This window comes from Acidovorax radicis N35 (assembly GCF_000204195.1).
GTDB classification, from domain to species: domain Bacteria; phylum Pseudomonadota; class Gammaproteobacteria; order Burkholderiales; family Burkholderiaceae_C; genus Acidovorax; species Acidovorax radicis.
The window spans coordinates 660,264-675,830 of sequence record NZ_AFBG01000021.1; the positions used below are offsets into that span (position 1 = coordinate 660,264).

At 64.3% G+C, this 15,567-nt stretch carries 12 protein-coding genes and 1 pseudogene; 10 read left to right on the forward strand and 3 right to left on the reverse strand.

Annotated features, from left to right (window positions below; translation table 11 throughout):
• Positions 1–2: 2 nt before the first annotated feature.
• Complete coding sequence (gene recQ / locus ARADN35_RS0120010) at positions 3–1,898, reverse strand: DNA helicase RecQ (RefSeq protein WP_010465327.1); 1,896 nt, start codon at positions 1,896–1,898, stop codon at positions 3–5.
• 293 nt (positions 1,899–2,191) lie between these two features.
• On the opposite strand from recQ, the gene ARADN35_RS0120015 reads away from it, so the two are divergent.
• From ARADN35_RS0120015 to ARADN35_RS0120050, 7 genes are all read left to right on the forward strand, one after another.
• Positions 2,192–2,476: a type II toxin-antitoxin system HigB family toxin gene (locus ARADN35_RS0120015; RefSeq protein WP_010465329.1), complete on the forward strand. Its 285-nt coding sequence runs from the start codon at positions 2,192–2,194 to the stop codon at positions 2,474–2,476.
• A gap of 29 nt (positions 2,477–2,505) precedes the next feature.
• Positions 2,506–3,747 (forward strand): ImmA/IrrE family metallo-endopeptidase, encoded by a 1,242-nt coding sequence (locus ARADN35_RS0120020; RefSeq protein WP_010465331.1) that lies wholly within the window; start codon positions 2,506–2,508, stop codon positions 3,745–3,747.
• 711 nt (positions 3,748–4,458) lie between these two features.
• Positions 4,459–5,523, forward strand: a complete 1,065-nt coding sequence (locus tag ARADN35_RS0120030) for a homocysteine S-methyltransferase family protein (RefSeq protein WP_010465332.1) — start codon at positions 4,459–4,461, stop codon at positions 5,521–5,523.
• A 180-nt stretch (positions 5,524–5,703) separates the two neighbouring features.
• Positions 5,704–6,642: a tRNA 2-thiocytidine(32) synthetase TtcA gene (ttcA, locus tag ARADN35_RS0120035; RefSeq protein WP_010465334.1), complete on the forward strand. Its 939-nt coding sequence runs from the start codon at positions 5,704–5,706 to the stop codon at positions 6,640–6,642.
• 34 nt (positions 6,643–6,676) lie between these two features.
• The gene (gene trhP / locus ARADN35_RS0120040) at positions 6,677–8,116 is read left to right on the forward strand and encodes a prephenate-dependent tRNA uridine(34) hydroxylase TrhP (protein ID WP_010465335.1); all 1,440 of its coding nucleotides are present in this window, start codon (positions 6,677–6,679) and stop codon (positions 8,114–8,116) included.
• Positions 8,117–8,131: 15 nt separating this feature from the next.
• Positions 8,132–9,517 carry an SH3 domain-containing protein gene (locus ARADN35_RS0120045; RefSeq protein WP_050812556.1) on the forward strand — a complete coding sequence of 462 codons (1,386 nt, stop codon included), beginning with the start codon at positions 8,132–8,134 and terminating at the stop codon, positions 9,515–9,517.
• Positions 9,518–9,675: 158 nt separating this feature from the next.
• Positions 9,676–11,328 (forward strand): hypothetical protein, encoded by a 1,653-nt coding sequence (locus ARADN35_RS0120050; RefSeq protein WP_010465338.1) that lies wholly within the window; start codon positions 9,676–9,678, stop codon positions 11,326–11,328.
• A 17-nt stretch (positions 11,329–11,345) separates the two neighbouring features.
• Here ARADN35_RS0120050 and ARADN35_RS0120055 read toward each other — a convergent pair whose 3' ends face one another.
• Entirely contained in the window at positions 11,346–12,008 is a 663-nt protein-coding gene (locus tag ARADN35_RS0120055) for a hypothetical protein (protein ID WP_010465340.1), read from the reverse strand.
• 208 nt (positions 12,009–12,216) lie between these two features.
• Between ARADN35_RS0120055 and ARADN35_RS28585 the strand changes: the two genes are divergently transcribed.
• The 3 genes and pseudogenes from ARADN35_RS28585 to ARADN35_RS26625 all read left to right on the forward strand — a co-directional run bounded on the left by ARADN35_RS28585 (position 12,217) and on the right by ARADN35_RS26625 (position 14,388).
• Complete coding sequence (locus tag ARADN35_RS28585; RefSeq protein ID WP_010465342.1) at positions 12,217–12,477, forward strand: hypothetical protein; 261 nt, start codon at positions 12,217–12,219, stop codon at positions 12,475–12,477.
• Positions 12,410–13,363: a hypothetical protein gene (locus ARADN35_RS0120060; protein ID WP_010465344.1), complete on the forward strand. Its 954-nt coding sequence runs from the start codon at positions 12,410–12,412 to the stop codon at positions 13,361–13,363. Before ARADN35_RS28585 ends, ARADN35_RS0120060 begins: the two co-directional genes overlap by 68 nt.
• Positions 13,364–13,563: 200 nt before the next feature.
• A pseudogene (locus ARADN35_RS26625) lies at positions 13,564–14,388 on the forward strand (EAL domain-containing protein).
• Between the two features lie 78 nt (positions 14,389–14,466).
• Here ARADN35_RS26625 and ARADN35_RS0120070 read toward each other — a convergent pair.
• Positions 14,467–15,564, reverse strand: a complete 1,098-nt coding sequence (locus tag ARADN35_RS0120070; RefSeq protein ID WP_244265928.1) for a sensor domain-containing diguanylate cyclase — start codon at positions 15,562–15,564, stop codon at positions 14,467–14,469.
• Between the last annotated feature and the right edge of the window lie 3 nt (positions 15,565–15,567).

Here is a 15,567-nt window from a genome sequence, read left to right on the forward strand (position 1 = left end):
GCTCAGCCTGCGCCCACCACCCGCAGCACCTCCGTGCCATAGGCCTCGAGCTTTTTCGCCCCCATCCCGCTGATGCCCTGCAGGTCGTCCAGCGTGGTCGGGTTGCGCTCGGCAATCGCTGCCAGCGTGGCGTCGTGAAAGATCACGTAGGCGGGCAGGTTGTGCTCGCGCGCCACTTCGGCGCGCCAGGACTTGAGGTTGATGAAGCGCACCTGCGCATCTGGGCCCAGGTTGGCCGCGGCGGCCGGGGGGGCGCTGCCCTTGCGCGTGCGCTTGGCCGGTGCGGACGACACCGATTCGCGCAGCTGCACCGGCACCTCGCCCTTGAGCACGGCGCGCGAGCCCTCGGTGAGGCACAGGGTGTCAAAGCTGTGGCCGCTGTCCAGCATCACCTTCTGCAGGCCCAGCGCGCCCGTGGCGATCAGCTGGCGCAGCACGCCGCGCAGCTGGGGCTCGGTCAGGTCGGCGCCAATGCCGAAGGTGGAGATTTTTTCGTGCCCGAACTGCGCGACCTTCTCGGTCTTCTTGCCGCGCAGGATGTCCATGATGTGCCCGGTGCCAAAGCTGATGCCGCTGGCCTGGTTCACGCGGTAGATGGTGGACAGCAGTTTGCGCGCCGCGTCGGTGGCGTCCCAGATCGCGGGCGGTGTCAGGCAGTTGTCGCAGTTGCCGCAGGGCGTGGACTGCTCGCCGAAGTAGGCCAGCAGCCGCACGCGGCGGCAGTCGGTGGCCTCGGCCAGCGCCAGCAGCGCGTCGAGCTTGCCGCGCAGCGCCTGCTTGAACTCCTCGCCTGCCGGGCTCTCGTCGATCATGCGGCGCTGGTTGACCACGTCGTTCAGGCCGTAGGCCATCCATGCATCGGCGTTCAGCCCGTCGCGGCCTGCGCGCCCGGTCTCCTGGTAGTAGCCCTCGATATTCTTGGGCATGTCCACGTGCGCCACAAAACGCACGTCGGGCTTGTCGATGCCCATGCCGAACGCGATGGTGGCGACCATCACGATGCCCTCTTCGCGCAGGAAGCGGTCCTGGTTCTTCTGGCGCACTTTGGTGTCCAGCCCCGCGTGGTAGGGCAGGGCGGTCAGGCCCGCGTCGCACAGCGTGGCGGCCAGCTCTTCCACGCGCTTGCGCGACTGGCAATACACCACGCCCGCCTCGCCCACGTGCTCGCGCTCGATGAAGCGCAGCAGCTGTGTGGTGACGTCCTTCTTTTCCTCGATGCGGTAGCGGATGTTGGGCCGGTCGAAGCTGCTGATGAACAGCCGCGCGTCTTCGAGTTGCAACCGCTCGATGATGTCGGCGCGTGTAAGGTCGTCGGCCGTGGCCGTGAGCGCGATGCGCGGCACGCCCGAATAGCGCTCGTGCAGCACCGTGAGCGCGCGGTACTCGGGGCGAAAGTCGTGGCCCCACTGGCTCACGCAGTGCGCTTCGTCGATGGCAAACAGCGAGAGGTGTCCGCCCTGGTACAGGCTGTCGAGCAGGCCCAGGAAACGTGGCGTGTTCAGCCGCTCGGGCGCCGCATACAGCAACGTGATGTCGCCGGTCTGCAGGCGCAGCTCCACATCCTGCGCCTCGTCAAAACTCAGCGTGGAGTTCAAAAAGGCGGCATCCACCCCTGCCTCGTGCAGCGCGCCCACCTGGTCGTGCATCAGCGCGATCAGCGGCGAGATCACGATGGTCACCCCGCGCCCCTGCTGTTGGCGCACGATGGCCGGCACCTGGTAGCACAGCGACTTGCCGCCACCCGTGGGCATCAACACCAGCGCGTCGCTGCCGCCGATCACATGCTCGACGATGTCCTGCTGGGGGCCGCGAAACTGCTCGTAGCCAAAAACGTCGTGCAGGACGGTGTGGGCGGGGGAGTGGGCGAGAGGCAGCGCGGGAGAAGGAAGAGAAGACAAGCGGATACTCTGAATTTAATAGCTGCTTGCGCTTGCCTATCAAGCGCTGGGGGCCAATTTGACCAATATTTTTGCAGCGGATGTGCCCGCTGGCGAAGGGGCCTATTGTGCGTCGGGCGCTGTGGCGCACGCAGCTTTCCGCACCTTACGCTCGCTTGCTCCACGCATACAGGTGACTTTGGCCGCTACCGTGGGGGGTGTGTATGGCGATACTTCCCATTTTTTTGTAACTTGATTTGTTAAAAAAAGGGAAGTATCATTTCGCATGACTGAGGGAACAGTCATGACCCATCATGCAACTACTTGGTCTCATCAAGCTCGACGAATTCAAACTCAAACACGCTGACGCACGTGGGCCGCTTGACGCTTGGCGCATTGAAGCTGAACGCAGTCAATGGACAGGTCCGCAGGACATTAAGAATCGATATCCCAGTGCCAGCTTTCTGGCAGACAACAAGGTGATTTTCAACATCAAAGGGAATGCTTACCGACTAGTCATAAAGGCAAAGTACCAAAACGGCTTGGTCTTGATTGAGTGGGTTGGCACACATGCCGAGTACGACAAGGTGGAGTTTTGAGTTGGACTCGGTAAATGAAAGGAACGGATATGAAGCAACAGGTGAAAGTGATCAAGACGCAGCGTGATTACGATGCGGCTGTCGTTCGTCTGTCGGCTTTGATGGACGAAGAATTGGCGCCGGGCTCCAGCAAGGAAGCGGAATTGGAGTTGCTGGCCTTGGTCATTGAGTCTTACGAGCGCAGCAAAGTCGAGCCCGTGGCTCCTGATCCGATTGAGGCCATTTGGTTTCGAATGGATCAGTTAGGGCTCAAGAAGGTCGATCTGGTGCCCTACATGGGCTCGCTGCCCAAGGTGTCTGAGGTGTTGGCACGAAAGCGCCCACTCAACCTGGCCATGATCCGCAAGCTGCATCAAGGCTTGGGAATTCCCGCGGATGTGCTGCTTGCTGAGTCCGGAGATACGTTTGATCTGACCGATCCGCTCCCGTACGACACAACCAAGTTCCCCATCAAGGACATGCTCAATCGCGGCTACTTCGAAGGCTTCCGGGGTACGCTTCGAGAAGCCAAGGACAACGCCGAGGAATTGATTCGTTCCTTCATGCGCGGCATCCAGCTACACCCCACCCAGCAAGCAAGGCTGCGTGCACCAATGCACCAAAGCGGCAGCCGTCTGATGGATGACTATGGGCTGCTGGCCTGGCATGTGGCTGTGCTCAAAAAAGCTCGCCAAATCAAGTTCAAGTCAGTGTATGTGAAGGGTAGCTTGACCGACGAACGCCTGAAAGAGTTGGCACGTCTTTCCCGCTTTGAGCAAGGGCCCCGTCTGGCTCAAGAGTTCTTGGCTGACATGGGCATTGCTCTGGTGTTCGAGAACCACTTCAACAGGACTTATCTTGATGGTGCGGCCATGCTGGATGGGGATCGTCCCGTCGTGGCATTGACGCTGAGACATAACCGGCTCGATAACTTCTGGTTCGCCTTGTTGCACGAGCTGATACACGTGAAAGAGCATTTGGACGCGGATCGTTCTTTCATCGCGGACAACCTTGAAGACAAGATCCATCAGCAGACCAAAGAGGAATGCGAAGCCGACGAAGGCGCCCGAGAAATCCTGATTCCTCGCGCCGAATTATTGGCGTCAGATTTGATCAGTTCGCCCACGATGGATGCCGCCATTGCTTTGGCAGACAAGTTGCGCATCCATCCCACCATCGTGGCCGGGCGCGTGCGTTTTGAATCTGGTAACTGGCGCTTGCTCAGCAGCATCAAGGCTGAAGTCCGCTGCCAGTTTCCTGATCAACTGCAGGAGCACGCTCAACCCAGTTGATAAACAAAGAAAAAGGCCCCGGAGTGCGCTAACACTCAAGGGCCTTTGGTGAGGTGAACAGGGGCTACCAAACCACCCATGCACAACACGTCTTGGAGAAGACGGCGGATATTACCAGTTCGCAGTGCACGGGCATACGTGAAAACCCCTCCATTCTTCGCAAAGGAGTTGGCATGGCCTACGCCCATTGGAAGAGCGTTTTTGTGCGGGCGTACGTCCGTTTCCGGTTTGGTCGCCGGGAACACGTTTGTCAACACCGGCGCTCACACCCCGGCCAGATGGAACTGTTCGTCTGACCCTCGGTGGCAAGCGCTGTGTTTCCAAGGCGCTTGTCACCTTCTTGCACTTGAACTCTAAAAGGTACCTATCTTGACAACCAAAAAAAGTCCCAATGAGCAGACATCTGCTCGCGTCGCCTCAACAGCATCCAAACTGTTGAGCAACCCAAAGACCCCGGCTGCAGTGAAGTCGGTGGCCGCCTCTGCTCTGACCCAACGGCCTAGCAGCAAGCCAAAGGGCAAGTGATTTCACAGTTGCCCGGTTGATCCTGAGCCCGCTCCGCGCGGGCTCATTTATTTGCGTGAGGTTTTCTGACTTCCGTAACGATCCGCCGTGCGGTCTCTATTCGTAGCAGGCCGTGCTGAAGTCGCGGATTTCATCGATGCAGAACAGCAGACATCTGCCTAGTCCAGCTTCCTACAATAGGGGGCTATGCAAGCCCTTCACTACACCCGCGCCGCGCAGCTGCCCGACATCCTCGCCCAACGCATCGTCATCCTCGACGGCGCCATGGGCACCATGATCCAGCGCTTCAAGCTGGGCGAGGCGCAGTACCGGGGCGAGGGCTACACCGGCCCGGGCAGTGTGGGTGACCGCTTCAAGGACTTCCCGCGCGACGTGAAGGGCAACAACGAGTTGCTCAGCCTCACCCGGCCCGACGTGATCACCGACATCCACGAGCGCTACCTGGCCGCTGGCGCGGACCTCATCGAGACCAACACCTTCGGCGCGACGACCATCGCGCAGGAGGACTACAAGATGGCCGAGCTGGCGCGCGAGATGAATCTCAAGTCCGCCCAACTGGCCCGCGCCGCCTGCGACAAATATTCCACGCCCGACAAGCCCCGCTTCGTCGCCGGCGCCCTGGGCCCCACGCCCAAGACGGCCAGCATCAGCCCCGACGTGAACGACCCCGGCGCGCGCAATGTCGATTTCGAGCAATTGCGCGCCGCGTACTACGAGCAGACCGAAGCGCTGGTCGAGGGCGGCTCCGACGTGCTGCTGGTCGAGACGATTTTTGACACGCTCAACGCCAAGGCCGCGCTGTTCGCCATCGACGAATTTTTTGAGAACAGCGGCCAGCGCCTGCCCCTGATCATCAGCGGCACGGTCACCGACGCTTCGGGCCGCATCCTCAGCGGACAGACGGTGACTGCCTTCTGGAACAGCGTGCGCCACTCCCGCCCGCTGGCCATCGGCCTCAATTGCGCCCTGGGCGCCACGCTGATGCGCCCTTACATCCAGGAGCTGAACCGCGTGGCCGAGGACACCTTCATCAGCTGCTACCCCAACGCCGGCCTGCCCAACCCCATGAGCGACACCGGCTTCGACGAAACGCCCGAGATCACCAGCCGCCTGGTGCACGAGTTCGCGGCCGAGGGGCTGGTCAACATCCTGGGCGGCTGCTGCGGCACCACGCCCGACCACATTGGCGCCATCGCCAAGGCGGTTGCAAACGTGCCCACGCGCAAGATGTTCTACCCTGCTGAAGCCTGAAGTTGGAGAAAATTGGCCTCTAGCGCTTATCCAGAAAGCGCTTTTGGCTATAAAAAACATAGCAGTTAAATAGTCACTGCTCTGCGGTGGCGCATTGCCGGGCGCATGACTCTGCGGCACCCTTACGCCTTCGGTTGAATTTTCGCCCGCACTCTTTGCCAGAACCCCGGCCCGCTCCCCATGTCCGTTACCGCCACCCTGCCCAACACCCCTGTTGCTGAGGCCGCCGACAAAGCCGCTGCCCACGCCGCGCTCAAGCTCGAAAAGCGCCTGGTGCGCCAGGTCAGCCTGGCCATCACCGACTTCGGCCTCATCGAAGACGGCGACAAGGTCATGGTGTGCGTGTCCGGCGGCAAGGACAGCTACGCCATGCTCGACGTGCTGCGTTTGCTGCAGCAGCGCAACGGCAACAAGTTTGAGCTGATCGCCGTCAACCTCGACCAGAAGCAGCCGGGTTTTCCGGCCCATGTGTTGCCCGAGTATTTGACGAAGGTGGGTGTGCCCTTCCATATCGAAACGCAGGACACGTACAGCGTCGTCAAGGAGCACATCCCCGAAGGCAAGACCATGTGCAGCCTGTGCAGCCGCCTGCGCCGGGGCATTTTGTACCGCGTGGCCGACGAGCTGGGCGCCACCAAGATCGCGTTGGGCCACCACCGCGACGACATGCTGCAGACGTTCTTCCTCAACATGTTCTTCGGCGGCAAGCTCAAGGGCATGCCGCCCAAGGTGCAAAGCGACCGGGGCGACCACCTCATCATCCGCCCCCTGGCCTATGTGGCCGAGGATGACTTGACGCGCTGGGCCGAGCACCGCCAATTCCCCATCATCCCCTGCACCCTGTGCGGCAGCCAGGAGAACCTGCAGCGCAAGCAGATCGGCCAGATGCTGCGCGACTGGCAGCAGCTCTACCCCGGCCGCATCGAAAACATGGCCGTGGCCCTGCGCAACTTGGTGCCCTCGCACTTCATGGACCCGCGCCAGTTCGACTTCAAGGGTTTGGTGCCCAATGGCGTGCAGGACGCCGATGGCGACAAGGCGTTTGATGCCGAAGAGTTTCCTGCGCAGGCCGTAGGCATGCTCGCGGGCTTGCCGCTGATGCCTGCCACGCCCCGCTGAACCTGACCCCGACGATTTTAGATTGGGCCACCCCATGACCACCCTCAAAGCCCCCGAACTGCTGCTGCCTGCTGGCTCGCTCGACAAGATGCGCGCCGCCTACGACTTTGGCGCCGACGCGGTGTACGCAGGCCAGCCGCGCTACTCCTTGCGCGCGCGCAACAACGAGTTCCGGCTGGAGCAGATCAAGCAAGGCATTGACGAGGCGCACGCACGCGGCAAGAAGTTCTTTGTGACCAGCAACCTGATTGCGCACAACGACAAGATCCGCACCTACCTGCGCGACATCGAGCCCGTGATCGACTGCCAACCCGACGCCCTCATCATGGCCGACGCGGGCCTGATCATGATGGTCAAGGAAAAGTGGCCCGAGCAGGTGGTGCACCTCTCGGTGCAGGCCAACACCACCAACTGGGCGGCCGTGAAGTTCTGGCAGAAGATGGGCGTGGAGCGCGTCATCCTCTCGCGCGAACTGAGCCTGGACGAGATCGAAAAAATCCGCCAAGAATGCCCCGACATGGAGCTGGAAGTGTTTGTGCACGGCGCGCTGTGCATCGCGTACTCGGGCCGGTGTTTGCTCAGCGGCTACTTCAACCACCGCGACCCCAACCAGGGCACCTGCACCAACGCCTGCCGCTGGAACTACGCCACGCACGACGCCGACATCGACCCCACCACGGGCGAAGCCATTGCGCAGAAGATGGAAGGCGACTTCAACTTCGAGGCCGCGCAGCAGAAGGCCGAACAGTCCTTTGCATCGACCACCGGCAACGGCGAGCGCCACCCCAAGGCCGACAAGGTCTACCTCATCGAAGAGGCCGGCCGCCCCGGGCAGATGATGCCCATCATGGAAGACGAGCACGGCACCTACATCATGAACAGCAAGGACCTGCGCGCGGTGGAGCACGTGGCGCGCCTGGCGCAGATCGGCGTGGACTCGCTCAAGATCGAAGGCCGCACCAAGAGCCTGTACTACGTGGCCCGCACTGCCCAGGTCTACCGCCGCGCCATCGACGACGCCGTGGCCGGGCGGCCCTTCAACCCCGAGCTGCTCATCGAGCTGGAAGGCCTGTCCAACCGCGGCTACACCGGCGGCCTGCTGGAGCGCCGCCCCAGCAACGACTACCAGAACTACATCAACGGCCACTCGGCCACGCAGCGCAGCCAGTTTGCGGGCGAGGTGCTGGGCGCCGAGGGGCAGGCCGAAGTGGGGCTGCAAGGCGACTGGGTGTTGGTCGAAACCAAGAACCACTTTGCGGTGGACGACCTGATCGAAGTGGTGCACCCCAGCGGCAACATCACCGTGCGGCTGGACCAGATGCGCAATGCGGAAGGCCAACCGGTGGCGGTGGCGCAAGGCAACCCGGTGCGCGTGTGGATTCCGCTGCCTGCGCGCTATACCGGCGCGCTGCTGGCCCGCGTGGTGGAGGCACCGGCTGCGCCCGCAGCGGCCGAACCTGCCGCCGTGGCCTGAGCGGGGCGCACCACCATGTGGACACACCATCGCAGCCGAGCGCCTGCTTGGGCACTGTCGGTTGTGGCCGCGCTTGCCAGCGCCAGCGCCCTGGCGCAGGGCTCCACTGCAGGCGCGCCGCAGTTGGCGCCCGCCAAGGTGCGCTATGTACAGGGCTCCTGGGTCAACCTGCGCGAGTCGGCCCAGGCCCAAGCCAGCGTGCTGGCCCAGGTGCCGGCCAACACTGCGCTGGAGCAGCTCACTGAGCGCGACGGCTGGTGCGCCGTGCTCTACCGGGGCGATGTGCGCCTCGGCCCCGCATTGGCGGCACCGTTGCAAGCCCATGTGTCCTGCAATCTGCTGTCTGACCAGCCCCTGACCCTGGCCCAGGCGGGCAAGGACGCAGCCCGCGCCTTCTGGGTGGCACCATCGCCCAACCGGCTGCGTGCCTATGGCAACGCCTTGCCCCGGCCGACATCGCTGCAGATCAGCGCCCTGACCAAGACCCACCCGCCCGAGGCGCCCGTGGTGTACCCGGTACGCCCCGAGTTCGAAGCCGCCAAGAAGCTGCTGCGCGCGGGGGTGCAGCTGCGGCCGGACCAGGAGATCAACCGGGGCGAGCCCGTGGACCCGCTCGTCGACCTGAAGCTGGCCACCCGCGCGGTGGACCACATCCCCGCCGTGGCTCCCCTCGCCACGCGGCCCGTTCTGCCCGCGATTGCCCCGTCGTACTTCCGCACCCACGCCAGCGTGGCCCTGCTGCACGAAACGGATGCCGATGGCCTGGCGGCGGTGGCGGGAACCCGCATCAGCGTGGTCCCCACCGGCGCGCCGCATGGCAGCTTCAACCGCCACATGGGGCCCGAGATCGAGTTTGTGACCGGCTTCTGGGACGTGGGGTCTGCCGACCTGGCCTTTGCCCCCGCGCTCACCCTGCATGCCATCACCCACCAGGGGCTGGTCGGCGCACGGGCCCTGGGCCAGCGTTATTGGGACATCAGCAATGCCGACCACTACTGCGGCGGCCACTACCCCGGCAAGGGCTTCGACGACCCGCACGAGGACGATACGGTCCCTGTGCGTGGCTACGCCAAACTGTCCGACACCGCCGAGGTGCTGGTCCGCCTGGTCGTGCCCGGCAAGCTGCCGCCCGATGCCGTGAGGGTAAAGACCCGGCGCTATGCCACCAGCTGGATGCAACCCGCCGACCCGCCCATCCGCGACAAGCCCCAGCGCAAGAACACGGCGGTGATGGTGCACGAGATCGATGTGGACCGCGACGGCGTGGCCGACATCCTGCGCATCGACACCCCTGCGCCGGGTGGCATGAGCTTTGAGCCGGTTTTTGACTGGCGGTGGTACCTGAACATCAACGGCCAGTGGTTCCGGGCGGGGTATTGGGTGGATCAGGAGTGCACCTGAGCGGGCCCTGCGGGGCGGCCCGCTGTGGCCCGAAACCTGCCGATGGCCTGTGCAAGTCCCCTGTCCCCGGCTGTTTTGGGTAGCATCGTTCAGAGATCGCCCATGGGGTCTGCCGCCAGCGCCTGGCATGCAGCCCCGACCCCACGAAAGGCCCTTCCATGTCCGCTGAGTCCCATCCCGCCTGCGTGCGAGAGTTGCGCCAGGTCCTGTTGTGGCCCCTGCGCCTGATGCCGGTGCGGGGCTCCGAGGGGCGGCACGCCAAGCCCTGGCAGGTGCTGGCGGACATGGGCGAGGCCTCGCCCTGGCGCGAGGTGGTGGATGAATTCACCGGCGACAGCGGCCGTTTTCACGAACGCCACTACAACGAATTCGTGACCTTCCTGCCCTATGTGCAGCGCTTCCTGTATGGCGAAGGCCGCAGCCAGAAAGGCAGCAGCGCCACGGGCTCGCCGATGCGGGTGTTCCGGCGCAGCGACGTCAGCGCCGTGCGGGCAGTGCTGCATCCCGGCACGCCGCCGATCACGCTCGACATCGTCCATGTGGACCTGTACTTTTTTCTCGACCTGGATCTGGTGCTGCTCAATGTCGAGGTCAGCGCCCGCGACCTGGCGCTGCCCCAGGCGCAGGAGCTGCTGTACCGCTTCGGCCGTGGCTACCCCGCCAGCTGGGATGCGGACGGCCATGCCCAGCATTGCCTGTACAGCGCCGAATGGCTGGACGCCGCCGGGCAGGTGCTGGCCCAGTCTGACGCCAACCAGCGCGACCTTTTCATGGCCCATGTCAGCAGCTATCGTGCCCCGCGCATCGCGGCCCATTGGGCCTGGCTGCTGGAGCCCCTGGTGAGTGACCATTCCGAGCGCAGCGGCCCCTTGCGCTATCGCCAGATCGAGTACTACCGCATGCCGCAGCTGGCCTTTCTGGCGCTGGATGACCCCCGCGCCTTGAGCCGCAGCGACTTTGTCCGACTCGGACTGGTGACCGGGGCGGCCAGGCCGGGCGACGACGCCAGCCTGCCGTATGCCGAAGAGCACCTGGCCGACTTTGAAAAGCGGTTCTGCTACGACCGGTTCTGGAGCGGCAGCGGCGCTGCCCCCCACACACGCTATCTGTGCAGCGGCCATTCGCTGCTGGTGCTGGGCGATGCCAACAGCCCGTTTTTTGTCTGCCGCGACCGGGGGGTGCTGGCGCAGTTCCGGCACCAGCATTTTTTGCTGTTCCTGATTGCGCATTTCCAGAAAGCGGCGCTGCTGATGTTCTCGGACCGGCTGGCCGAGGCGCTGAAAAATCTGGACATTGCCGACGCCGCCAGCGTGCGCCGCTTCAAGCGCACCATCCGCGACAGTTTTGCCAGTTTTCTGCGCTTCACGCACCGCTACTGGTTTCACGAGGTGTCCGAGCAGGCCCAGGTGCGCGCGCTGTTTCACATGTGCGCCCACCATCTCGGGCTGGACCCGCTGTACACGGAGGTCAAGGAGCGCATTGGCGAGATGAACCAGTACCTGGACGCCGACAGCCTGCGCCGCCAGGCCAACACCGTCGTGCGGCTGACGGTCGTGACCATCTTTGGCCTGATCGGCACCGTGACCACGGGTTTCCTGGGCATGAACCTGCTGGCCGAGGCCGATGCCCCGGTAGGTCGCAAGCTGGGGATTTTTGCCCTCGTGTTTGTGTTGACCACCTCGCTGACGGTGTACACCATGGCCAAGTCCAAGCGCTTGTCAGACTTTTTGGACGTGCTCTCGGACGAACGCGCCAGTGCCTGGCAAAAAGTCAGGGCGCTGGGGCTGGTGTGGCGGCGCACGGGGGACTGAGGCGCGCACCCAGCCCTTTACTGCGGCTTGCCGCCCACCTGGGGCTGCCGCAACAACGCCCCCAGCACCAGCGCCTCCGCCATCACCTCCAAAGCCTCTTCCAGCGTGGCCAGCAACTCCGGCAGCTCGGGCAACCAGGGCCAATGCGACTGCGCCTCGGGCCACTGGTCCACCGCGACCGCCGCCAGCCCCACGGCAAACCCTGCCCATAGCATGTAGCGGCTGCTGCGGTGCGATAGTGCCCGGTGCAGCTGGGCCAGCGTGACCAAGCCCACCCCGGCCACCGCGAGCATCGGTGCCTCGCGCACGGCGCTCCAGCGGCAGGCATCGGTCCATTCGTGGCAGCGGAACTTCCACAACTCATGCAGCATGAACTGCTCGTCCAGCGCCAGCGCGCCGAAGGCCAGCACCAGCCACACGCCCAGCCGCCAGGGCAGGCAGCGCTCGGCCGTCAGGCGCAGCGCGGTGATGCACAGCGTGAGCAGCAGCGCACTCGACAGCCACGATGCGGGCGAGTTGTCGGAGCGGAATGCGCGCTCCCAGCCCGGTGCAAAGATCCACGCGCTGAACAGCAGAAATCCCGCCACTGCGCCCAGCAGGGCGGGTGCGACCCAGCGGTGAGGCGCTGGTCTGGGGCCTGGCGTGTTGTTGGATAACGGGAGGGTGGGGTGCTGGGGCATGGCGGGGTTTGAAACCACGGGGTGCTGGCGTTGGGCGGACCAGCGGGGTGATCAAATTTTGAATCAAATAGGCCGATGGCGCTTTACTGTATTGTATTTTAAGCTATATATTTAATAGCAAATTAATGAACTGCCGCGCTGTGGGCGGCGCGCCCTGTTCACGCCGGTCGAATCGCTACAGAATCGGGCATCCCTCTGCACGTACGGTATGCCCCTCCCCATCGACCCCTCCCGCAGCGCGCTGCCGCCCGTGGCCCAGTTTCTGGCCGAGGCGGCGCTGCAGCGGCAGTCGGCGTTGCTGGGGCTGGACAAGCCCACCCCAGCGCCCGCACCGCTGCCCACGGCCGACCCGAGCGCGCCCCCCCCCCACACCCACCTCGCCCAGCCCCCCCGCTGGGCCTTTGCCTGCCCCGGCCGACAAGGCCAGCATCTCGGCCCAGGCGCGCGAGCAGCTCGGTGCAGGTTTTGACCCACGGCGCGAAGGGGCAGACCGTGCCGCCGCAGCTGCGGCCTCGGGTGCCCGGCCCGGTGGTGCACTGCGGGGGCCTTTGTCACCACCGCCGCTGCCCGTGGGGGCGCCAGCGCCAGCACCCGCCGTGTCCGCCCCTTCTGCCACATCGGTGTCGGGCGCCGACTGGCCTGCCACAGGGCTGGGCACGCCGCTGATGCGCATGGTGGGTGCGCTGGTAGCGCAGCTCACGGCGGGCAGCGGGGCACCCCAGCGGGTCACGGCCGCCCAGCCCTGGCCCATCGGGCTGGCGCAGGCGCTGGAAAGCGGTGCGGTGGACGCTGATGCTCCCCCGCTGCAGACCTGGCTGGTGCGCCAGGGCAGCGTGCAGACGCCCGAAGGCCCGCGCGGCTTTGCGCTGACCTTGCGCGTGCCGGTGCTGTGGCTGGCGTCGCAGGCGCCCTCGGGTGCGGCGGCGTCGGCATCTGCTGCGTCCACGGCGGCCGCTGCGGTGCCCCCTGCGGTGGCGCTGCTGCAGGTGCCGTTCACGGGGAACGCGCAGTCGCTGCAATCCGGGGTGTTTGCGCTGGTGTTGCAGGGTCTTGAGGTATCGGCCCCCCGCACCAGTGCCTTGCTGGTGATGGATTTCCAGCCGCAATTGCCCGCCACCGTGTATGGCCGCGACATGCTGACGCAACTGCGCATGGACCCCTGGACGCAGATGGCCGTGCTGCAAGCCAGCGGGCAGGTGCCGCGCGAGGAAGACCGGGCGCGCAACGGGGCGTCAGGCCTGTGCGAGACGGTGGGCTGCCCCTACGCCGCGCGGGCCGAATGCGCGCAGCCGTTTTGCCTGGCGATGCGTGGCGTGCTGCCGCCCGAGCCGGTGGGGCCAACGCCCAGTGCCTGAGAACGTGTTGACGATCCCCTGCAAGACCGTGAAGACGTTCTCAGGGCTTCAAATCGCTGCTTGTGTTGAAACAGTGGTCGTCGAATCGGGGTGCGGCCCCAAGGTCTGAAATCGCACGCGGACATTTGCAGGCAGAGGCCTGCATGAGGTCAAATTCCACCCCACGCCATCATTTTTGAATCGAATGGAAAATCCGAGCCATGCGCGCGCTTCGTTCCTCCCAGGCCAATTCTTCGTTTCCTGCTGATTTCATCCCGCTCGGCGGCACTTCGCAAGACTGCGAGGACTGCGGAAAGGCCGTGGGGCTGGGGTTTCAGTTTGACTATGCCTATCAGCCCATCGTGGACGTGGAGCGCCGCGCAGTCTTTGCACACGAAGCGTTGGTGAGAGGGCCTGGTGGCGAGGGCGCGATGACTGTGCTGTCGTAGGTCAACGACCACAACCGCTATCGCTTTGACCAGGCCTGCCGGGTGAAGGCCATCAAGGGCGCGGCCGAGCTGGGACTGGCGCAGCCGGTGTCGATCAATTTCCTGCCCAACGCGATCTACAAGCCCGAGGTGTGCATCCGCACGACCCTGGAGGCGGCCAGAGCGCATGGCTTTCCGCTGGAGCAGATCATCTTCGAGGTGACCGAGGGCGAGCGCATCGAGGACGGCCCCTGGTTTGCACAGATCCTGCGCGAGTACAAGCGCTGTGGTTTCCAGACTGCCATTGACGATTTCGGAGCGGGCTACGCAGGCATGAAGCTATTGTCGGATTTTCAGCCCGACATCATCAAGATCGACATGGACCTCATCCGCAACGTGGACACCAACCGCGCCCGCCAGGCCATCGTGCGCAGCCTGGTGCGCCTGTGCGAGGAGATGAACATCAAGGTCGTCGCCGAAGGTATCGAAACACCCGCAGAACGCGACTTCCTGTGGGATGTGGGGATCAGCCTGATGCAAGGCTATCTGTTTGCCAGGCCCGCATTTCGTTCGGTGGCCACGGTGGACGCCTCGGCCTTCGATGTCCCGCCCCGCTGAGCGCACATTCTCGGCATAGCACCGCTTTCAAGGATTGAAGCAAGAAGGAAGGCCCCTGTGAAAACCTGGTGTGCCAGCCTATGCTGCCACTACGCGATTTCTTCCGGATCTTTTCGCTGCGTACAGCGCTGCATCAGCCCGCGCGAAGAGGCTGCGGGCACTCTCTGCGTCTCGCAGGCTGGCCGCACCGATGCTGATGGTGGTGGGCTGGCACAGCCAGCTCGCCTGGGCCACCGCAACGCGCATTCTCTGGGCGACTTCGTGTGCGCCGGTCGCGTCGGTGTGGGGAAGGATCACCGCGAATTCTTCTCCCCCCACACGGGCCACGATGTCGATGATCCTACCGCAACCGCTCAACACTTGCGCGATCGACCGTAGCACCTTGTCTCCCGCGGTGTGGCCGAAGTTGTCATTGATCTGCTTGAAATGGTCCACGTCCAGCATGAGCAGGCTCAGGGGCGAGCGCGTGCGCTCCACCACGGCCAGCTCCAGTTCCAGGCTGTCATCGAACGCGCGCCGATTGCGCAGGCCCGTCAGCGGGTCGGTCCGGGCCAGCTCGTTGAGGGCCAGGTTCAGTTCGTCCACCTTTTGGAGTTGCTGGAGCAGCTGCTGGTTGAGCGTCTCGGCGCTCTGCAGCGCCCTGCGCAGCCGGATCTCGCGCATCGTGGAGTGGGCCAGTTCGACCAAGACCTCGATGTCCTGCTGCGTCCATTGCTTGGGCTTGAAATCCACGGCGCAGAAACTGCCAAGTACCTCGCCAGCTTCGTTTTTCAGGGGAATGCCGGCATAAGCGCGCACCCCCAGTGACGCCACGGTGGGGACGTCTCGAAATACCGGCAGCACAGTGGCATCTTCCAGCACCAGGGGGCCTTCGGAAACCATGGCGTAGTGGCAGAAGGTCCGCCCGGTGAGCTGCCGCTGGGTGTCCAACGGCGCGCCCATGCCAAACGTGCTTTTGTAGAAATCGCGGCGGGAGTCCACCAGCGATATGAAGGTGACAGGAGCCCCGGTGATCTTGGAGGCCAGTCGGGTCAATCGGTCAAAACTCTCTTCGGCGATGCTGTCCAGCAAGCCGGTTTCGCGCACCGCAGCCAGGCGCTGGGGGTTGCAAAGCGCCGCCTGTATCTGGGTTCCGTCGGCAGGCTTGGGGGGCGGCATTTCCGTCATGGGTGTCATACC